This is a genomic window from Nitrososphaerales archaeon (assembly GCA_032906765.1).
Classification (GTDB): domain Archaea; phylum Thermoproteota; class Nitrososphaeria; order Nitrososphaerales; family Gagatemarchaeaceae; genus DASPPF01.
Genome location: JAJTZB010000008.1, coordinates 1 through 18,067 on the forward strand (window position 1 = coordinate 1; position 18,067 = coordinate 18,067).

The following is an 18,067-nucleotide window of genomic DNA, read 5'->3' on the forward strand; positions in this document are numbered from 1 at the left end:
AGGGATTCGAACCCTTGGCCTCCCGATTATCAGTCGGGTGCTCTAGCCAAGCTGCTCGTCTTTCGACTCTGAGCTACCGGCCCGCAGCCGCGTTCGATTCCGTGAGGCTATAATTCCTTTTCAGGAGGAAGAGGATAAGAAGTGAAGTGGGACTGCCTCGCTCGTGGGCCGGTAGTTCAGCGGTACGAACGCCCGCCTTGCACGCGGGAGAACCCTGCTGGGTCCCAAGGTCGGGGGTTCAATTCCCCCCCGGTCCACCTACGCTTCCTTCCAGCGCGTGGCCCAAGCCCCGATGGCGATGAATGCCACGGCGAAAGCAGTCGAGACCCCCACGTTGACAAGAACAGCAGACGGGTTGTTGAGAATCATCGAGTCCCTGAGCCCGTTCGAGAAATACGTGAGAGGAAGGACCTTGGCTACGGCCTGTAGGTACGAAGGCATGACGTCGAGAGTCCAGAACGTTCCTGATAGGAACATCATGGGGAAGGCTATCGCGTTTCCAAGCCCTGATGCCGCCTCGGGGTCACGCACGAACCCTGCCAGTGTCATACCAATCCCAGAGAAGAGCACTGCGCCAACGACAAGCGTGACAATCGAATAAACGTCGATCGTGACAGTGGTGTGGTAAGCCGCCTCCGCGAGGATAATCATCACGGCGGCAAGGAGCAGGGCCAGCAGCGTCTGGCTGAGAACGTTGCCGACCATCCACTCGAGCTTGGTCAGGGGCGTGGCCGAGAGCCTCTTGGTGAGCCCAGTCCTCCTGAACTCAGTCGCGACGTTCGTCAGGCCTATCACGCCGTTGGTCATCATGAAGGCAGCTATCAGCCCCGGCATGTAGTAGTCGATGAACGTCAGGGGCCTGACGGAAGACGGGGTATACGAGAGCCCTATCAGCAAGTGCGTCCCAGTGGCGTTGAGGCTGAAGGCGTTTGCAACGCTGGAGACGACCCCTCCCGCCTGCGCGCCGAGCGGGTCGGCGGGCGAGAAGATGTACGTCAGTCTCGATGGGAGTCCCCTGGTTATGTTGGCAGCGAAGCCCTGTGGAATCACCAGCAAACGTGGATTCCCGCCGAAGGTCCCAGCCTGGTTCTGAATGTACGCAGTGACGTTGACAGACTGAGGCTGCTCAGACACAATAATGGCTTTCGTCGAATTGAGGGTTGCGATGAAGGTCTGGGAGAGGGACTTGCCACCGTTGCTCGCGTCGTTGTTCTGCACAGTCAGTGGAATCGGCTTGCTCGCTGTTCCGAAGATGCTCCCGAAGAGCAGCAAGAATATGATGGGGAAGAGAAAGCTGAAGAACAATCCGCTCCTGCTTCTGAGCCAGTTTCTCGTGACCGCCTTGAAGACTGCCGTTACCCTCATTTGGCCTCGCCTGTCTCCGTCATCCTGAAACCGGACAGCTTGAGGAAGACATCCTCAATCGTCCCTGACTTCAGCGCCATGTCCACCTGAAGACCCCTGTCCATCAGCGCGGTGAGCGCGACCTGGATGTCTCTGCTCTCCTCTATGGGCAGGATGACATCCGAGCCCTCCATGGAGACTGTGTCGAAGAATCTGCGAAGCGTGCCGAAGGTCGCCTCGCCGCCGTTCCTGAAGACGACGGACTTGCCCCCGCTGTAGGTCTTGACGAGGTTGGAGGGAGTGTCGAGCCCTGCGATCTTCCCCTTTACCATGATTCCGATTCTGTCCGCGAGGTTCTCTGCTTCCTCCATGTAGTGCGTCGTCAGGATTATGGTCTTCCCCTTCGCCTTCAGGTCCTCGATAACCTTCCAAGTCGCCCTCCTGACTTCGGGGTCGAGACCTGTCGTGGGTTCGTCGAGGAAGATGAGCTCCGGGTCGTTGACCAGAGCCGCGGCCACGCCGACCCTCTGCTTCAAGCCTCCCGAGAGGTTCCCGAACCTCACCTTCGCCTTGTCCTTGATCTCAAGGAGTTCGAGGAGGTTGTCGATCTCGGCGTGCTTTCTGTACATCCCAGCGAAGAACTCCAGGTTCTCCCTGACCGTCAGCCTGTCGAGCGTACGAAAGTCCTGCGGCAGGACGCCCATCCGACTCTTCAGCGCCTGCACCCCGCTCCCGTCAGAGATGTCGTGGCCGAGGACTCTCACCCTGCCCGCGGTGAGGGGCCTGATGCACTCCAGTACCTCGACTGTTGTTGTCTTCCCTGCGCCGTTGGGGCCGAGCAGCGCGAAGATCTCCCCTCTCTGCACCTCAAAGGATACGCCGTCCACCGCAACTGTATCACCGTAACGCTTCACGAGGTTCTGTACGGTGACGGCCGGCTCTGCCATACTCCGTTGCCGCCTCCCGATTGATATATTTAGCCTGTGATTCGGAATCGTGACTATGGAAGAGGAAGAACCGAAGGTCGCCGAGATAATGGAGAGCAAAGTGCTCGCGGTCGAGATGAACACGACCGCGAAGGAATGCGCAAAGGCGATGACAAAGAGGGGTGTGGGCTGCGCAGTCGTAGTGCAAGGAAAGGCTGCTATCGGCATAGTCACCGAGCGTGACCTCGTGGGCAAGGTGATGGCGGACGTCTTGGACGCTTCGAAGACCTTAGTTAGGGACATAATGTCTACGCCCTTGATCACAGTCAACCCGGAAGCGACGATGACGGAGGCGGCCAAGTTGATGGAGGAGTACGGGATCAGGAGGCTAGTTGTAATTGGACGGGACGGTGGGTTGACAGGGATCGTCACCGCCATCGACCTAGCCAAGGTGCTCGCAAGGAAGCACGGCTACGAGGAGGCCGCGCTGAACGCGATAGCAAGGGCCAAGGAAGGACCCGCTGGCGGCCCGTATCAGTGACTAGTCGACCCTGAGACTGACGCCGCTGCCGCCTTTCGACTTCAGGGGCAGCGTGACCTCCAGCACGCCGTTGTTGTAGGTTGACTTCGCACCGTGCGGGTCGACGACTCCGGGGAGGTCCAACTCCTTGTGGTACTTCCTGCTCTCGGTGTCGACCGAGATTACGAGCGACTTCTCGTTGACTGTGACCTTACGTCCTCCTTCCCGACCCCTGGAAGCTCCGCTATCACCCTCACTTCTTTGTCGGAGCTGACGACGTCGACCAGGGGTTCTCTCTTGTCCTGTATCTCCTTGAAGGGCGTCCCCTCTCCCCTCCTCACGTTTCCGAACTCCCTGACGACTGGCTTGCCGTCAGGTCCTAGGGTCACCGAGTAGCCGTATACAATGGGACCGATTTCCTTGCTCGTGCTGCCGTCGGGCAGCCTCTTCTCCCTGACCAGGTTCTTGGGGAGCTCCTTCTCGAGCTCCTTGAACTGCTCAGAGAAGGCGCGCTCCATCTCCTTCATCATCTCGTCAATGTCCGCGAACGGCCACGGGCCGAATGGGAAGCCTCGTCTCTTCTTCATGCGCCAGTCGTCGTTCTCATCGTCTTCTGACATTATAGGTCGAAGAGCGAAAACGGCTCGGAGGAATTTATTCTTTCCCTACCGTCAGCACGCAAAGTATTTACGCATGGGAGGGGCCGGATTTTTTTGCAAGGCGCATGTCCGCTTCTATCTACGCGAAGATAACGATACTTTTCGCCGTCCTCACAGCTCTGCTGATGGCGCTTGGTTACGTAGTGGGGCTCTACTTCGGAGACCCGCTGACCTTCATGCTGCTAGGCCTGATCCTTGCGGCAGTCTTCAACTTCATCTCGTACTACTACAGCGACTCGATTGTGGTCAAGATAAGTAGGGCGAAGATTATCCAGGAGAGCGACAGCCCCGCCCTCTTCAGGGCGGTGAGAAACGTGACGCAGAAGGCGGGGATTCCGATGCCAAAGGTGGGGGTCGTCGACTCGCCGCAGCCTAACGCGTTCGCGACGGGTAGGGGCCCGGACAAGGCGGTTGTCTGCGCCACCTCAAGCATCCTCCAGGCGCTCACCCCAGCCGAGCTGGAGGCTGTGATCGGCCATGAGATCGGGCATGTGGTCCACAGAGACGTCCTGATGTCCAGCATAGCAGCGACCATGGCGGGCGCGATCTCCTACATCGGCACCCTCGCCATGTGGTCAGTCTGGTTCGGAGGAGGCAACAGTAGGAGCAGAAACGGCGGTTCCCCCATCTTCCTTCTCATAGCTGCAATCCTTATTCCGTTGGGAGCCTCGTTCGTCCAGCTCGGGATCAGCAGGAACGACGAATATACCGCAGATGAGTACGGGGCTAAGCTCACCAGGGAGCCAGGAGCGCTGATCAGCGCCCTCACCAAGATCTCGAACATGGTTCACGTGAGGTCGTTCACAAGGCCCGGCGCACAGAACCCGTCTCCGGCCACTGGTTCTCTTTGGATAGTGAATCCGTTCAGGGGGGGCACGATGATGGAGCTGTTCTCCACGCACCCCTCGCTGCCTCATAGGGTAGAGCGGCTCAAGAAGGTCGCGCGCGAAATGAACCTCTACGTCCCCTGACTCGAGAGGAATCTCAGAAAGGCCAGAGCCGCAACTATCTCCACAAGCTCTTCCCTGGACTCTTGCCCTTCGGGCTTTGCTTGGGCCACCTGTTGCGGCGCCGACGCAGGTTGCAAGAAGGAGGGGAACATGGTTGTAGGGAAGAGTGCGGGGCTGGCGACAGTCATAGGCGTACCTGGCTGAGCATAGATCGACTGGGGTGGTTGGATTGGCTGCGAAGCTGGCATTGGTTGCTCCGGAGTGGGGGGGCTAGGCGCGCGCATGGTTCTACTGGGCATTTCGCGCCTCTGCTGCTGAGGCCCTGGTTGAGGGCGGGCTGCCCGAGGCTTTGAAGGTGCGAGGAGCGCTGGAATCAGAAACAGCACGCCCAAGATGGCGATGGGGTAGTAACCGGCGCTGACGCCGAGCAGGACCAGGAGAAGCGCGAAGGTGAGCAGGCCGCGGTTCGTGTTTCAGTCGCCTCTGCGCACGGCTTGCTCGCTGGTATTAAGGGTTGGCAGAAGTGGGCCGATACTGCTTCACTATGAGGGTGGTTCATCGGTCTGGTTCACTTGGGTGGTTCCTCTGACAACCACTTTCTCCTAACGCCAATCCATCGAAGGACCATTGTGATGTTTCCAATCCAAATCAAGTAGATACCGAAAAGAAGAATCGGGTATTGGTTGTTCGGACCCCAGTTGAACATTACCAACTCTGGTACATATCCGCAGCCTTGATTGGGTTGTGGACTCGAACCACCTACGCATAGACTCTGGGTGAATGAAATCGTCCAGACAGTGGATGCAGAAACAAGCAAACCGAATCCCGTGAGCAGGACTCCCACATAGAGACACACCTTTCCAGTGAGTATCCGTGTCCTCATTGTACTCCTCTAATCTCCAGTTTGCTTCCTTATCGACCAATGCATTTCAGGTTATGGGTTTGGCCACAAGTTGCAACCACGCCACCGTCCTGTGAAGCACGGCAGCCTACCACCCTGATAATGGAGCAGAATCAGTGGGCCGGCCAGGATTTGAACCTGGGACCTGTTCACGGGATTGAATTCCTAGAATGCTCGTCCTATGTCTTCGCCCCCTTTCTCATCCAAGCATAGACCGTATCATACGGCACTCTGGTCAGGAATTCTCTGGAGAGCTGGTCACTCACCTGCTTGCAACTCATGCCGCCAGCCCAAAGCCCCTCTGCTCGAGCTCTGAGCTGCCACGGCCATGGGGTCCATTGTCTTCGATAAGCAGCTCCGTCAAGAATCGCCTGCTTCCACTCCACGTTCAGATTCCCGACTGTCTTGGCAAAGTCGCGTGTATTGACAGAGAATCTGATTTTCGGTTGCCTACTCACAATCTCTTTTGAGCCTGCGAAAGTCACTTCGCCGACTTTCCCATAGGATCGAATCCTGCTCACTCGCATTCCAAGCCTTCTGCATAGAAGTCGCTCGAAATTCATTAGTTTGCGATGAGGCTCGATGCCAACCAAGTCCACTCTGTATTTTCCAACACTGCCATCGCTGTCAAACCGCCCACGAAGGTACGCGATCGGGAAGGCTTCGATTAGCCCTTTCAAGTTCGACAGGTTACGCCTCTGCCACCACAAAACGAAGTCCTTTGCACGATATCTCACCATCATGTGCCCTTCACTGTTGGGTCGCGATATTCTGACCCTTCTCCTCCGCAGGACCTTCGCGCACTCCTCATCGAACTTTCCGAGAAATCCTGTCGATTTGTTCTTGAGTTCGATTCGAGGGACGGGGACTCTGACAAGAATGCCCCCTCTAAGCACCTCTTGACTGGTGAAGTAGACCGAGCCATCACCCTTTAGCAGAACCCCCACTACATACGAGAGAGCCTGAAGATGAGCCACTGGCCAAAGATGGTCTGAACCGTCAAATGCCCGTGGCGGTCGCCACTTCAGCCTTCTCGACATCATTACTGCAGCAGAAAGGAGTGTATAAGCAACAACGAGCCGGATTCAGTGGTGGGCCGGGGGAGATTCGAACTCCCGACCTTCGCCGTGTCAGAGCCTAACGCCAGAGGAGACGTCCTAAACCGAGCTAGACGACCGGCCCAACGTTCGCACCGCTTCCCGACCCGCTTTTATGCTTAGAGGCGTGTCATTCAACCAGAGACTCGTCCTGCACCTTCGCAGAGGCCTCCAAGATGTCCCTGCGGATGACGTAGGCCACTGGCCTGCCCACACCGCCGATAATTGTCAACTGCTGCACAGATTGTTCGACCATTGCCGACAGTCGAGTGCGCGTCCGTCGCTTGGATTAAATAACCAAGAGCAGGCCTCGCAAACCTAGAGAAGATGGAAGGAAGCTCGGAGATCCCTGGATTCTACAAGATGTCCCCCGAGGAGAGGTTGAACCTCGTGAAGAAAGCGACAGGGCTGAGCGAGGAAGAGGCGAAGTCTTTGGCAAACACCGGAGGCCTGCCCATGGAAGTGGCTGACAGGATGATAGAGAACGTGGTGGGCGGAATCACATTCCCGATGGGTATCGCCGTGAACTTCAGGATAAACGACAAGGACTACCTTGTCCCGATGGCGCTTGAAGAGCCATCCGTCGTCGCTGCCGCGAGCAACGCAGCCAAGATGGCGAGGGTGAAGGGCGGGTTCACAGTCACCAACACGGGGCCTGTGATGATTGGCCAGATTCAGGTGGTCAACGTCGAGGACCCGAACGGAGCCAAGATGAGGGTGCTCAGTAAGAGGGAAGAGATACTGAAGAAGGCGAACGAACAGGACCCGCTCCTCGTCTCGCTGGGCGGAGGTGCCAAGGACCTTGCGGTCAAGGTTGTGCCGTCGATGAAGGGACAGATGGTCATAGCCGAGCTGATAGTGAACACCGGAGACGCGATGGGCGCCAACGCCGTCAACACTATGGCAGAGGCAGTCGCGCCGATGATTGAGGAGATCACGGGCGGCAGGGTCTTCCTGAGGATAATCTCGAACCTCGCTGACAGGAGGTTGGTGAGGGCCGCAGCCGTCTTCGACAAGGAGGCCATAGGTGGAGAGGAGGCTGCGGACGGAATAGTCTACGCGTACGCGTTCGCCGAGGCAGACCCCTACAGGTGCGCCACGCACAACAAGGGGATAATGAACGGGGTCATCGCAGTCGCGATAGCGTGCGGCCAGGACATCAGGGCCCTCGAGGCCGGCGCCCACACCTACGCATCGAGAAGGGGCGCATACAAACCCCTCACGACGTGGGAGAAGAACACAGACGGAGACCTGGTAGGAACGCTCGAGATGCCGATGGCCGTGGGCCTCGTCGGAGGGGCGTCGAAGACACATCCAGCTGCAAGGGCCGCAATCAAAATCCTTGGCGTGAAGACTGCTACCGAGCTGGCTGAAGTGATTGGCGCGGTCGGGCTCGCGCAGAACTTCGCCGCTCTAAGAGCGCTTGCAACAGAGGGGATACAGCGCGGACACATGCGACTTCACAGCAGGAATATTGCCGTGGCCGCCGGGGCTACGGGCAAGATGGTTGACCTTGTGGCAGATAGGATGGTGCAGGAGAGAAAGATCAGGATGGACAGGGCCAAAGAAATTCTCGCCGAGCTGCAGAAGGGCAGCTAGGCAGTCCCGTAGGCAGTCTTCTTTGAGTGCTTGCCCACGTGGCCTTTGAAGCGCTCCTCCTCCCATGCGTTCGCCCTCTCGTGATATCCGAACATCTCCCAGTAGCCGTCAGAGTAGTCCCGGACGAACTCGATCCTGTTCAGCCACTTCGCGCTCTTCCACGCGTACAGGTGGGGCATGAACGGTCGGACGGGGAAGCCTTGTTCGGCGCTGAGCTGCTTCCCGTTCAGCCTGAGCGCCACTATCGAGTCCTCGTGCAGGGCGTCTTCCGCCGGGACCGGCGCGGTGTAGCCGTCGACGCAGTGGAACATCACCCACCTGGCCTCTGGGTCGACGCCCGCAGGTTCGACCAGCTTCCGGATTTGGACTCCGTCCCATTCGACGTCTTTGATTGACCAAGAGGTAACGCAGTGGAACGACCTGGTGTAGTGGAAGAGCTCGCCTGATGTCAGTTGGGCGTAGGTGTACTCCAGCGGCTGCCTCACCATTCCGTCCACCTTGAGCTTCCAGTCGCCAGCTGCGACCCTCGGTATCCCGAGGGCGGCGTAGATGACGAACTTTTTTCCCCACACCTGCCCTGGGGGGAGCTGTGCCTCTGCCGTCATCCCCTGACACCCAAAGTTGCGAGGAACCTCGCGAAGTCTTCGTCCGGGACCCATTCTACCTCGAGGTACTCCACGAGCTCGGCGTCTGTCAGTCCTATCCTCCGCGCCTCCGCCACAGCAACCCCGTAAGCCTCAATCTCCGTCGGCCTGTCGACATACTTGTAACGGTCGTCCCAGAGCTGCTTTCCCTCCCTGTGCTGTCGTATGTGCACCAGCTCGTGGATGACGTCGAGGTAGAGGTGTCTCTCGTGGCCTTCCCTCAGATACTTTGAGTTGACTATGACTGACCCCTTCTCTGCGTTGATCCTGAGGTAACCGCGTGTCTCCATGATTTCGACTTCAAGGGCAGACAGTATGTCGTCTGTTTGTTGTCCGAATATCGACCTTACCGCCGCTACGCCCTCGAACCCTCTGAAGACTTCGGTGAAGGGGAGCGACCCAGGATCTGCGCTCCTTTCTATGGAGACGCCTAGCTCCAACGGCTGGCTGTGCGAGGAGTTCATGATTTTAGCTTTCTCGCCATCACGTTCTTTGCGTAGAGCCTCTTGAACCCCCCCGCCACGTAGAAGCCCTCGGCTCCGTCTGACTCGAGCGTCTGCAGGATGAGCCTGCGCCTCCCAGCGGACGCAATTCGGTAGGCCTCACTGATCAGTGTGCCAGAGACGCCGGTCTTCCTGAAACGCGGGATTGTTCCCACGCAGTAGACGCCAGCGAGCTGGGAGCTGCGCTGGATGGCGAGGACGCCCGCGACCTCCCCACCGATCCTTCCTTCCAGCAGTGTCACTCCCCTTTTCCTCAGGAGCCGCGAGACGACCCTACTGACTGCGGACAGCAACCCGGTCCCGCCGTAGAATGAGAGAAGGTAAGCCCTCGACCACCCTTCGCGGCTGCCAGACTTGACACTCTCGACTCGAAGGGCTCCGTTGGTGCGGAATTTCGGCGTAATCAGCCGCAGGACCGCCATCTTGTCGACCAAGGTGTAGCCCGAGTCAGTCAGCGCAGCCGTGGCCGACGCGCACGAGTCGTAGGCCAGCACTGTCGGGTCGACACGGACGGACTGGAACCTTCTCTCCACTTCAGCCAGCGAACGTCGGATTCCCCTGCACTCAAGGAAGCCTGCTCTGTTGAAGAAGGGCTCGTTGAACTCCGAGGACGTGAAGACGTAGGTGTTCCTGTCGAGCCATGTCAGGCTGGCCCAGCCCGACCACCATGTCAGCTCGTTGAGCTCGAGCGCCCTCCTACTTGGTTCAGCCATTCAGGTCGACCCCGAGTAAGTTCATGGCTGTGACAGCAGAGGCCAAGTCAGTGGCCCGCTCGCGAGGATGATGCTTCGTGGCAGCCCGCCTGAGAAAGGTCTCGATGGCATCGATAGCCCCCAGGGTGTCGAAGTCGTCGTTCATGGCCGAAATGAAGGACGCAGGCAGTATCGCTCCCTTGACTTCCTTCACCCCGGTCGACGGCGCTAGGCTCCTTGCTGTCTCCCTGAGCCTCCTGAACCGCGCAACGGCCTTCTCCAACCCGTCAAGGTCCATGTCCGTCCTGTAGTGAGTGGAGAGGAAGAACAACCTCAGCTCGTCTGCCGAGTAGTGCTTTAGGGCATCCCTTGCTGCGAAGACGTTTCCTAAGGATTTCGACATCTTCTCGCCTCTCATGTTTACCAAGCGAGTGTGGATCCAGTACTTCACCACCGGCGTCTGACCTGTCAGCGATTCAGCCTGAGCAATCTCGGCCTCGTGGTGCGGATAGATCAGCTCGTAAGCGCCCCCGTGGATGTCATACCGAGGGCCCAAGAGTGAGATCGTCAGGGCCGTATCCTGGATGTGCCACCCTGGCGACCCGATGCCCCAAGGGCTCTTCCACATACCCTCCACCAGCGTCTCTGGACGCCAGAGCGCGAAGTCGAGCAGGTTCCTCTTCTGCAGCGACAGCTCGAGCGGCCTCAGGGACAGCTCCTTCTTTGACTGGTGCGAGAGCTTCCCGAACGAGGGGAATGTCGAGGCGTCGAAGTAGACCCAGCCGCCGACGATGTATGCGTGGCCTTTCTTCAGCAGGGTTTCGACCTGCTCGATCATCTCGTCCACATGACTTGAGACGGGCTCGAACCGCCTTACGGACGTGATGTTGAGCGCAGCCATGTCCTCGAGGAAGAGCTTGGAGAAGCGACCCGCAAGCTCGCCTGGGCTGGTTCCGGACTTCTTGGCTTCCTGGGTAATCCGCTCGTCAACGTCCGTGATGTTCATCAGGTATTCGACGTCGTATCCAAGCCAAGCCAGGTACCTCGCCACAACGTCATAGAAGATGTAGGTTCTTGCGTGGCCCAGGTGCATCAACGACTGGACCGTCGGTCCGCAGACGAACATGCTGACACGACCCCGCTTCAAGCTGCGGAAGGGTTCCTTCCGCTGAGTCAAGGTGTTGAAGACCTTCAGAACGCGAGCCATTTAGACGCAGTCTGTGGCGCGCCTCGCCAGTTGGTATTAGGGTTTTTGAAGAGGACGCCCGAGCCCGTGGCTTACGTTATGTTCTACGAGAAGCGCGTGGCCTCCTTCCGCTCTCTGATGAGGGAGGCCCGAGTCATGGACTCGGACGCCGGCATCAGGGTGGTCGGCAGGTATGGTAAGGAGAGGTGCTACTGCTTCGTCACTAGGTTCGGTGGCAGATATACAGTCATGATATACAAGAGGTCGGCTGGCGCGAAGGTATCACCCGGACGACTCATCACCTCGAAGGAAGTGAGCAGGGTTGCGGACCTCTCGGGGTTGCTGCGGGATATCACCAAGGGAGGCATGGAGGCGTACGTCTACTGACTCGGCCCCCGCTGTGAAAGCGGCGGAATTAATTAACTAGCATCCTTTCGCGGAGGTCTACGAACATGAACCGCATCAGGGCCATACATGTTGTCTATGCGAACTGGTGCCCCCACTGCGTACCTACGACAGTCGAACCGGTCAAGAAGGCTGCGGCAGAGCTTGGGGTCCCTTGCCTTCTTTACGACATCGACACCGAAGAAGAGAAGGCCGCAGACGAGCTTGTAAAGAAGTACGGCGACTGGTCACCGGATTACCTGATACCGCAGGTGTTCGTCGAGTTCGAGGATGGAGAGATCAAACACGTGCTGACGGGTTACCCAGAAGGAGTCGCCTTCACTAGGAAGGCTGTTGAGAACCTGCTGGGAAGCGAGCTCTTCAGGAGCCAGAAGGCACCGAATGTGGTCCCGTAGTCAACCGGCACAATTCTGACAGAGAGACTCGGCCGCCGAAAGAGAGCGACGGAAAAGAGATCCGCATCGAGAGCAGATGAAGAGGGCTCTCCTGTCTGGGTCTTCGCTCTTCGTCCTGCGGTAGTTCTGCGTCCAATAGGATGCGGTGATGTCTTCCCCAGAGGCCTTGAGGTCCCAGGGGTGCCTGGTGGCCACGCGCAGGTCGTCATCGCTCACGTCGGCCCCCTCGCCCAAGGCTCCGAGGAGGAATGATCTGAGCCTCTCTAGTGTTGGGCTTCGGCCGTACACCATCACCTTCGACACGTAGCCGCCCGGGCAAGCGTAGCATGCGATGGCGACGTCGTCGGACTCCAAGAGCCTGAAGGTCGCCGGTTGCTCGCAGTGGCCGTAGCACCGCTGAGGCTCGGAGAAGACAGCCGCAACGACCTCCCCGACTTTCATGTGTTCTTGGCCGCCTCCAGAGCCTTTAACGTTTCTGCCCCGATTAAATAGCAAGCTGTTGAGGAGCTGAAGGATGGCACCTCAAAGTTCGCTCGACCGGCTCTACGGACGTGTGGCCCGCAAAGTGCTCACAGAGACCGTGCATGTGAAGAAGGGGGAGACGGTCACGGTTGAAGCGTGGAACAACGGTTTGGGCTTCGCAAGGCACGTCCTGGCGGAGGCAAGGGCGATGGGCTGCACTGCCATCCTTCTCCTGGAGGATGAGAAGGCGTACGTCGAAGGAGTGAAGAGAGCCCCGAAAGACGCTTTGGGAATCATGGGGAGGCACGAACTCGGCCTTCTCGCTGCGACGGACGCGTACATCTTCGTGCCAGGCCCTCCGCTCTGGGCCTTCTCCAAGACGCTGAAGCCCGAGGAGCTCGCGGACTCGACGAGGTACAACTCGTCTTGGTACGAAGCTGCTGAGAAGGCGAAGTTGAGAGGCGCCCGTATGACATTCGGTTACGCCGGGCCCGACATGGCAAGGATTGTCGGGAAGAGCGTGGACAAGATCGTCACAGCCCAGTTGAAGGCTGCATTGGTGGACTTCGGCGACATCTCCGAGGCCGCGGCCAGGCTGGTGCCGCATCTTGGGGACGGTACACAGGGCAGCCTGGAGTCGCCTGGGACCAATGTACGATTCGTGTTCAAGGGAGAGCTCGGCGTGGAAGACGGAGTAGTGGATGCGAACGACGTGACCGGCGGGAACGGCATGACGTACGTGCCGCCCGGCCTCGTGTCCAAACAGGTCGAGCCGACCTCCGCCGCTGGGACAGTGAAGATATCGGCGTCCCTCACGAGGTACGGCGTTGTCGACGGCGCGATGCTGACGTTCAGCGGGGGCGTCTTGACCAGCTGGGAGGGCAAGGACAAGGACAAGCTCGGCGCGTTCCTGAAGCCGCTTCCCCCGGAGAAGAGGAGGCTCACTTCGCTGAACGTGGGGCTCAACCCGGCCATGAGGTATGGGTTCGGCCGTGACGCATTTGTCAGAGGTGCGATCACCATCGGCGGCTTCGGGTTCACTGCCGCAATCAGGAGAGGGAACCTAGCGTCGGACGGGAAGATGCTGATTACTGAAGGCAAACTGAATTAGCAGGAACGTCGCGCTCAAATACGCCTCCTGAGGCGCTGGCTGTAGTTGAGTCGCTGGAGGGGCATCGGGCTCATATTGGCTTTGGCTGGGCTCGTAGACGGCCTCTACCTGACGGTCGACTCATTCTATCCGCAGGTGCCGCTTTACTGTCCGTCTGGAGACATCATCAACTGCGCAACCCTAACCACAAGTGTTTACAGCAGGTTCGCGGGTGTGCCCGTTTCGATATTGGGGGCGGCATGGTTCGCTGTCGTCCTGGTTGTGATCGCCCTCAACAGACCGATTCTCAACTACGCGTTGATACCGTTGTGGGCAGTCGGGGCGGTGTTCGCTGGATACCTCATCTTCACAGAGCTGTTCGTCCTCCACGCCATCTGTCCATACTGCACCCTCGCCCATGTGTTGGGGATAGCGCTCGTCGTGCCCGTGGCCAAACTCGTGCTCGAAGGCTGACGGTACGCGACGAGTCCGACTGTCATCGCGGAGATGTTCGAGTTGCCGCAGACCGAGATGGGGGTGCCGCCGGTGAGCTTGCAGATGGCCGCCGTTATCATGTTGGCCGAGTCTATCACCTCGTTGGACAATTGGTTGCTACCCCCGAGCAGCTGTGCAATCTGAGTCCAATTCTTCCCGCCGAGCAGAGTGGGGTACTCGAAGGCGTCGCTGACGATGTACTTGTTGCCGATGTCAAGGAAAGGGTACGAAGAGCCGAACTGCGAGAAGACGGCTGTGTAGTTGTTCGGGACTGTCTGAAGCGGGGTCCCATTCCCGTCTTGCTGCTCGTAACCCTGGAAGACGATGTACTTGCTGGAGTACGTCGACTGGTAGAAGGTGAAGGTGGGCGAGTTCGGAAAGACTTCGGGACTGGGCGCAGACACCATATAGTGGAGGTCGGTGAAGTTCCCGAATCGCATCAGCGCGACGATTATCGCCCAGCGTTGGAAGGCGCAGTATGGGCAATAATCCGCCCCAATGTAGACGACAATAGGCTTACCGCCGGCGGTGAAGGGCTGGCCTGAGAACGACTTCGGCTGCGAGAGAAGCGAGGAGTTGGAGTTGCCATAGGAGGTCTGAGCGGCCGCGTACATTGCATGGTACACTGTCGAGGAGACGGGAGTACCGACGAACTGTTGGAGATTCGACCCAGGAGTCTGAAGAGTCGAGAGGGCGTAGGCCCCGACAATCACAACGGCGATAACGGCCACAAGCGCCGAGACAATCAGCAGCCTCCTGTTGCGCTCGCGCTTCTTTATCCTAGCCCGCATGTCAGTCCTATCTCTAGGCCCCAGGCGGCATGAGATTAACTCTTTCCAAGACCTCGGGTGGGCAAAGGAAGAGGCGGGTGACCTGCATCTTGTTTAAAACGCGGACGACTGGCTGCCGACCGTCCTTGGACGTGAGCAAGTCCCGAAGAACCGTCTTGCCTCTTAACAAATACCTCCTTGTCATCGCCCTGTTCGCGTTCTGCCTGAGCCTGATAGAACTGTCAGAGGCGGTTGAGCTGCCGTTCGAGACCTGGGTCCTGGGAACGTCGTCTTCCTCGATATTCTCTTCAGCGTCTCTAATCGCATTGATGAGGGACCTCGGGTACGTCAGTCTCTTCGCCCTGATGACTCTCGAGAGCGCCTCGCTCCCGATTCCGAGCGAGGTCGTCCTGCCCTTCGCGGGATACCTCGTCTACCTCGGGGTGATGAACTTCGAGCTCGCTCTGGCAGTGAGCGTAGCTGCGGGCCTGGTCGGTGCTTTGATTGACTACTACATCGCACTCCTGTTGGGGAGGGCAGTCGTCGACAGGTTCCTCCTGAAGTTCGGCATCCGCTCCGAGGCGCTCCAGAGGGCTGAGAAGTGGTTCGGAGGGCGTGGCGCGTGGACCGTCCTTGTTGCGCGATTCGTCCCGCTTCTCAGGTCGATCATCTCCTTCCCTGCCGGACTCTTCAGGATGAGGCTGTCGACGTTTGCGATGATGACGATCATAGGGTGCTTTGGGTGGTCGGCCGTCCTGATCTATGCTGGATATGCGGCAGGCCAGCTCTGGAATCAGGTGATTGGCTCGTCGTCGGCGCTCCTTACGACAGCGATCGTTCTGGCTGTGGCCCTAGCCTCCGCGTTCTACATGGTCTACTTCGCGTACTTCATGAGATGGAAACAGGCGGGATAGACCTCAACGGAGTTGACACAGGGGTGGGCGGGAGCGGAGACTAGCCCTTCCAGATTCCCAGGGCGAATCCAATGAGCCAGGATATCGGGAAGGCCGAGAACGCCCCGCCGATGTGTCTAATCTGGGAGGTGAAGATGTTCGTCAGGTGTGTTATGATATCGCCCGACGAAATCGAGAACGGGAGCGCCAGACCTGCGAACCCCGCCAGCAGCAGGCCAACTGCTAGCAGCACGGCGGACACCACGCCTCGCTTGGCTGCGACACCGATGATTAGGCCGTCGACAAGGAGGAGAGCGATCGTGATTATGGAGGAATATGCGTCGTACTGCGGAGGAAGCAGGGCCATCTCGAAGCTGGTCTCTCTCTATGGTAATTAAAGGCGATTGCGATTGTCATAGCTGAAAACCTGAGGGCCAACCCAGCTACGGATTGAAGGTGCGGTCGCCGGGATTAAGAACCTTCGGGTCCAAATCTGTGACCATTGCGGGCGGGTTAGTGAGTCAAATGTTCGAACCGGAAGGGATGGGGTCAATGTAGGCGAACCCTAGCGTCAAAAGTTTATGCTTGACGGATTCGCTCGACAACCAGACTGGCTGAGTCAGCTTATTTCCCTCTTGTATTCAGCCAATTCGAATTACCTCACCATAGCCGAGGGAAAGATGCGCGAAGATTGCTATTATGTTGCCGGGTCAGGAGATGGTCTGACTCTCTTCAAGTAACCTTTTGTCCAAACCGCTTTGGATTCGAGTTTCGTGCATGATTTCGGAATCGGACAGTGCGGAGTCAATTTTCGAATTCGCATCGAAATAATCTAAAACATTTATATAATCGCCAAACGTAGTTTGGTGTTACGTATGCGCGCAATCAAGTTTGCGACTTTCCTCCTGATGGGAATACTTCTTTTCTCAGCGATTCCGCATCGCATAGCTACCGCAGACGCACCTCTGGATTGGGACTCGTTGCAAGTTGGGCAGGTTGTTGCGCATGGGACTCGCGATCCGAATAGCAGCGGCGCCGCAGCGGGCAATGTTGGCTGTCATTTCGGAAGCGTTAGTGGAATTACGGTGTCAAGGGCGGGCACAGTGTCAAGGGTCAGCGAAACGAAAAACATCGGTTTCCTAACCGACAGTGATTGCAACCTTCGTGTCTCTTCGAAGTCAATAGTCACTCATACCTATACACCAGGTGATCCTACGAACAATCAAGTGTATATGGTGGATCCCATCGGCTTACACCTGACGCAAGAGACAGGAACCGCAACCATTTCTATATGTGGTTCTAATATCTGCATCTCCCAGTATGTCGAATCGCCGTATGTCTTCCCTGATGGTTGGGTCAATACAGCCACCATCATCGACAGTGTAACTTTTGTAGGCAATCCCGCACATGCGGCTGCCCACGGCGATTTTCACTGGTTGTCGAACACTTATCAACATACACTCTACAATAGCGAGGACATCTCCGTGAGTGGCAATGTCATAACGCTAGTGTGCTATTGGAGTTATAGCGGAACGATCGTGAGTGGAGTTGGCGAGAGTTGCTACTTTACGTGAAGCACGCGTCTAAAGTAGGTGATCATTTCGCGAGGACCGTCGCGTAGAAGAACCCTCATCTTGCTTTCTCTCGCTGTGATTCTGCCCATATTCTTTATTGTTGCTATAACTCTCGCGAGTGTGATTCTGGACCTGATTAATCCATGTATTTATTGGGGAGCGAGCGGTGCTGTCGTTACCGTCTCGCCAGGCGGGGCATGTTCTTCGGCTGGAGCGAGGTCTGAGACAGTCGCCCAGGCGGTATCGGGACTGACGCTAATTCAAGGCGGAATCTCTGTCGGAGCAATACTGGGCATCTTGGGGGTTCTCAGGACTAGACCGGTTTTTCTGCTCATAAGCGCCGCCATACTGTTTGCAGAATCAGCTCCTCTCCTCCTCGACGGCTTGTTCGTTTTTTCCCTCATTCCAGCAGTATTCTTCCTTTGGGTAGCAAGAAAGAAGGCTCTTTCAACAACGAGCATCTCACGGTAAGATCGCCGTCTGTGTGAAACCCCTTTCATCGAACTCTTGCGCCATGAACAACCCGTATAGCTTTTGGGATGCCTCGGCGATTCGGTCCTCCGCCTAGATATTTGGGTCCCCGAGATGGACCGAAATTTGACATCGCGGCACCAGTCACTACACGAGAAATTCCGAGCCCGTCGTTGGTGATGTAGTAATCGTACTCGTCTGAACCTTGTATTCCACTCATATGGCAAGAAAGTATCTACGGTGATTGCTACCTCTGGCCATGCATAATCATGGGCAGACAAATGGATGCCTACCAAGTAAGATATCGGATTCAATCCCATGTGGGCATGAGCCGGATCATTATAGTACTAATTCTAGCACCATTTTCAGTTCGGTAACCGTCGAGCCCCCTCCCCTTCGAATCCAAGTTCATCACTAATTTTCGAATCTCCGAGAGGAGCAGAAAGGATATATCATCGACAAGATGGTGCTGGGAAAATGTCATCAGGATA

20 protein-coding genes and 2 tRNA genes are annotated in these 18,067 nt (G+C 57.5%); 9 read left to right on the forward strand and 13 right to left on the reverse strand.

Annotated elements, in window-relative coordinates:
* Positions 1 to 165 precede the first annotated feature (165 nt).
* Positions 166 to 257 (forward strand) — tRNA-Ala (locus LYZ69_08435).
* 1 nt (position 258) lies between these two features.
* Here the strand turns inward: LYZ69_08435 and LYZ69_08440 are convergent.
* On the reverse strand, positions 259 to 1,365 hold the full coding sequence (locus LYZ69_08440; GenBank protein MDV3278475.1) for an ABC transporter permease: 1,107 nt from the start codon (positions 1,363 to 1,365) through the stop codon (positions 259 to 261).
* Complete coding sequence (locus LYZ69_08445) at positions 1,362 to 2,291, reverse strand: ABC transporter ATP-binding protein (protein ID MDV3278476.1); 930 nt, start codon at positions 2,289 to 2,291, stop codon at positions 1,362 to 1,364. Before LYZ69_08445 ends, LYZ69_08440 begins: the two co-directional genes overlap by 4 nt.
* A 55-nt stretch (positions 2,292 to 2,346) precedes the next feature.
* Here LYZ69_08445 and LYZ69_08450 point away from each other — a divergent pair, with 55 nt between their 5' ends.
* Entirely contained in the window at positions 2,347 to 2,811 is a 465-nt protein-coding gene (locus LYZ69_08450) for a CBS domain-containing protein (protein MDV3278477.1), read from the forward strand.
* On the opposite strand, the gene LYZ69_08455 is transcribed toward LYZ69_08450, so the two are convergent.
* Together LYZ69_08455 and LYZ69_08460 are read right to left on the reverse strand one after the other, a co-directional pair.
* Positions 2,812 to 2,973 (reverse strand): Hsp20 family protein, encoded by a 162-nt coding sequence (locus tag LYZ69_08455; GenBank protein MDV3278478.1) that lies wholly within the window; start codon positions 2,971 to 2,973, stop codon positions 2,812 to 2,814. It abuts the gene before it with no gap.
* Positions 2,973 to 3,410 carry an Hsp20/alpha crystallin family protein gene (locus LYZ69_08460; GenBank protein ID MDV3278479.1) on the reverse strand — a complete coding sequence of 146 codons (438 nt, stop codon included), beginning with the start codon at positions 3,408 to 3,410 and terminating at the stop codon, positions 2,973 to 2,975. The genes LYZ69_08455 and LYZ69_08460 overlap by 1 nt, the downstream gene beginning before the upstream one ends.
* A gap of 104 nt (positions 3,411 to 3,514) precedes the next feature.
* On the opposite strand from LYZ69_08460, the gene LYZ69_08465 reads away from it, so the two are divergent.
* Positions 3,515 to 4,420, forward strand: a complete 906-nt coding sequence (locus LYZ69_08465) for a M48 family metalloprotease (protein ID MDV3278480.1) — start codon at positions 3,515 to 3,517, stop codon at positions 4,418 to 4,420.
* A gap of 1,059 nt (positions 4,421 to 5,479) precedes the next feature.
* Here the strand turns inward: LYZ69_08465 and LYZ69_08470 are convergent.
* Together LYZ69_08470 and LYZ69_08475 are read right to left on the reverse strand one after the other, a co-directional pair.
* Positions 5,480 to 6,340 (reverse strand): hypothetical protein, encoded by an 861-nt coding sequence (locus tag LYZ69_08470; GenBank protein MDV3278481.1) that lies wholly within the window; start codon positions 6,338 to 6,340, stop codon positions 5,480 to 5,482.
* A 49-nt stretch (positions 6,341 to 6,389) separates the two neighbouring features.
* Positions 6,390 to 6,482 (reverse strand) — tRNA-OTHER (locus LYZ69_08475).
* Between the two features lie 242 nt (positions 6,483 to 6,724).
* Between LYZ69_08475 and LYZ69_08480 the strand changes: the two genes are divergently transcribed.
* Entirely contained in the window at positions 6,725 to 7,996 is a 1,272-nt protein-coding gene (locus tag LYZ69_08480; GenBank protein ID MDV3278482.1) for a hydroxymethylglutaryl-CoA reductase, degradative, read from the forward strand.
* Here the strand turns inward: LYZ69_08480 and LYZ69_08485 are convergent.
* Genes LYZ69_08485 through cysS form a run of 4 tightly spaced genes read right to left on the reverse strand, consistent with a single transcriptional unit; the run spans position 7,993 to position 10,982 of the window.
* Complete coding sequence (locus LYZ69_08485) at positions 7,993 to 8,601, reverse strand: sulfite oxidase-like oxidoreductase (protein MDV3278483.1); 609 nt, start codon at positions 8,599 to 8,601, stop codon at positions 7,993 to 7,995. The genes LYZ69_08480 and LYZ69_08485 overlap by 4 nt on opposite strands.
* On the reverse strand, positions 8,598 to 9,080 hold the full coding sequence (locus LYZ69_08490; protein MDV3278484.1) for a hypothetical protein: 483 nt from the start codon (positions 9,078 to 9,080) through the stop codon (positions 8,598 to 8,600). The genes LYZ69_08485 and LYZ69_08490 overlap by 4 nt, the downstream gene beginning before the upstream one ends.
* Positions 9,081 to 9,100: 20 nt before the next feature.
* Positions 9,101 to 9,856, reverse strand: a complete 756-nt coding sequence (locus tag LYZ69_08495) for a hypothetical protein (GenBank protein MDV3278485.1) — start codon at positions 9,854 to 9,856, stop codon at positions 9,101 to 9,103.
* Complete coding sequence (gene cysS / locus LYZ69_08500; protein MDV3278486.1) at positions 9,849 to 10,982, reverse strand: cysteine--tRNA ligase; 1,134 nt, start codon at positions 10,980 to 10,982, stop codon at positions 9,849 to 9,851. The genes LYZ69_08495 and cysS overlap by 8 nt, the downstream gene beginning before the upstream one ends.
* Before the next feature lie 90 nt (positions 10,983 to 11,072).
* Between cysS and LYZ69_08505 the strand changes: the two genes are divergently transcribed.
* Positions 11,073 to 11,408, forward strand: a complete 336-nt coding sequence (locus tag LYZ69_08505; GenBank protein ID MDV3278487.1) for a hypothetical protein — start codon at positions 11,073 to 11,075, stop codon at positions 11,406 to 11,408.
* A 65-nt stretch (positions 11,409 to 11,473) separates the two neighbouring features.
* Complete coding sequence (locus tag LYZ69_08510) at positions 11,474 to 11,821, forward strand: hypothetical protein (protein MDV3278488.1); 348 nt, start codon at positions 11,474 to 11,476, stop codon at positions 11,819 to 11,821.
* On the opposite strand, the gene LYZ69_08515 is transcribed toward LYZ69_08510, so the two are convergent.
* Positions 11,822 to 12,262, reverse strand: a complete 441-nt coding sequence (locus LYZ69_08515) for a hypothetical protein (GenBank protein ID MDV3278489.1) — start codon at positions 12,260 to 12,262, stop codon at positions 11,822 to 11,824.
* A 73-nt stretch (positions 12,263 to 12,335) separates the two neighbouring features.
* Here LYZ69_08515 and LYZ69_08520 point away from each other — a divergent pair, with 73 nt between their 5' ends.
* On the forward strand, positions 12,336 to 13,394 hold the full coding sequence (locus tag LYZ69_08520) for an aminopeptidase (protein MDV3278490.1): 1,059 nt from the start codon (positions 12,336 to 12,338) through the stop codon (positions 13,392 to 13,394).
* Positions 13,395 to 13,684: 290 nt separating this feature from the next.
* Here LYZ69_08520 and LYZ69_08525 read toward each other — a convergent pair whose 3' ends face one another.
* Complete coding sequence (locus LYZ69_08525; protein MDV3278491.1) at positions 13,685 to 14,659, reverse strand: DUF929 domain-containing protein; 975 nt, start codon at positions 14,657 to 14,659, stop codon at positions 13,685 to 13,687.
* Positions 14,660 to 14,790: 131 nt separating this feature from the next.
* Between LYZ69_08525 and LYZ69_08530 the strand changes: the two genes are divergently transcribed.
* A complete protein-coding gene (locus LYZ69_08530) occupies positions 14,791 to 15,552 on the forward strand; it encodes a DedA family protein (GenBank protein MDV3278492.1) in 762 nt (253 codons plus the stop codon).
* A gap of 40 nt (positions 15,553 to 15,592) precedes the next feature.
* Here the strand turns inward: LYZ69_08530 and LYZ69_08535 are convergent, their stop codons facing one another.
* On the reverse strand, positions 15,593 to 15,898 hold the full coding sequence (locus LYZ69_08535; protein ID MDV3278493.1) for a hypothetical protein: 306 nt from the start codon (positions 15,896 to 15,898) through the stop codon (positions 15,593 to 15,595).
* Between the two features lie 1,267 nt (positions 15,899 to 17,165).
* On the opposite strand from LYZ69_08535, the gene LYZ69_08540 reads away from it, so the two are divergent.
* Positions 17,166 to 17,576 (forward strand): hypothetical protein, encoded by a 411-nt coding sequence (locus tag LYZ69_08540; protein MDV3278494.1) that lies wholly within the window; start codon positions 17,166 to 17,168, stop codon positions 17,574 to 17,576.
* The last annotated feature ends 491 nt before the right edge of the window (positions 17,577 to 18,067 follow it).

Excerpts from the sequence above, each read along its gene's own strand:
- LYZ69_08510 (MDV3278488.1), top strand. The coding sequence starts at position 11,474 with ATGAACCGCATCAGGGCCATACATGTTGTCTATGCGAACTGGTGCCCC.
- LYZ69_08450 (MDV3278477.1), top strand. The coding sequence starts at position 2,347 with ATGGAAGAGGAAGAACCGAAGGTCGCCGAGATAATGGAGAGCAAAGTG.
- LYZ69_08470 (MDV3278481.1), bottom strand. The coding sequence starts at position 6,340 with ATGTCGAGAAGGCTGAAGTGGCGACCGCCACGGGCATTTGACGGTTCA.
- LYZ69_08495 (MDV3278485.1), bottom strand. The coding sequence starts at position 9,856 with ATGGCTGAACCAAGTAGGAGGGCGCTCGAGCTCAACGAGCTGACATGG.
- LYZ69_08480 (MDV3278482.1), top strand. The coding sequence starts at position 6,725 with ATGGAAGGAAGCTCGGAGATCCCTGGATTCTACAAGATGTCCCCCGAG.
- LYZ69_08465 (MDV3278480.1), top strand. The coding sequence starts at position 3,515 with ATGTCCGCTTCTATCTACGCGAAGATAACGATACTTTTCGCCGTCCTC.
- LYZ69_08460 (MDV3278479.1), bottom strand. The coding sequence starts at position 3,410 with ATGTCAGAAGACGATGAGAACGACGACTGGCGCATGAAGAAGAGACGA.
- LYZ69_08520 (MDV3278490.1), top strand. The coding sequence starts at position 12,336 with ATGGCACCTCAAAGTTCGCTCGACCGGCTCTACGGACGTGTGGCCCGC.
- LYZ69_08525 (MDV3278491.1), bottom strand. The coding sequence starts at position 14,659 with ATGCGGGCTAGGATAAAGAAGCGCGAGCGCAACAGGAGGCTGCTGATT.
- LYZ69_08515 (MDV3278489.1), bottom strand. The coding sequence starts at position 12,262 with ATGAAAGTCGGGGAGGTCGTTGCGGCTGTCTTCTCCGAGCCTCAGCGG.
- LYZ69_08485 (MDV3278483.1), bottom strand. The coding sequence starts at position 8,601 with ATGACGGCAGAGGCACAGCTCCCCCCAGGGCAGGTGTGGGGAAAAAAG.
- LYZ69_08535 (MDV3278493.1), bottom strand. The coding sequence starts at position 15,898 with ATGGCCCTGCTTCCTCCGCAGTACGACGCATATTCCTCCATAATCACG.
- LYZ69_08445 (MDV3278476.1), bottom strand. The coding sequence starts at position 2,291 with ATGGCAGAGCCGGCCGTCACCGTACAGAACCTCGTGAAGCGTTACGGT.
- LYZ69_08440 (MDV3278475.1), bottom strand. The coding sequence starts at position 1,365 with ATGAGGGTAACGGCAGTCTTCAAGGCGGTCACGAGAAACTGGCTCAGA.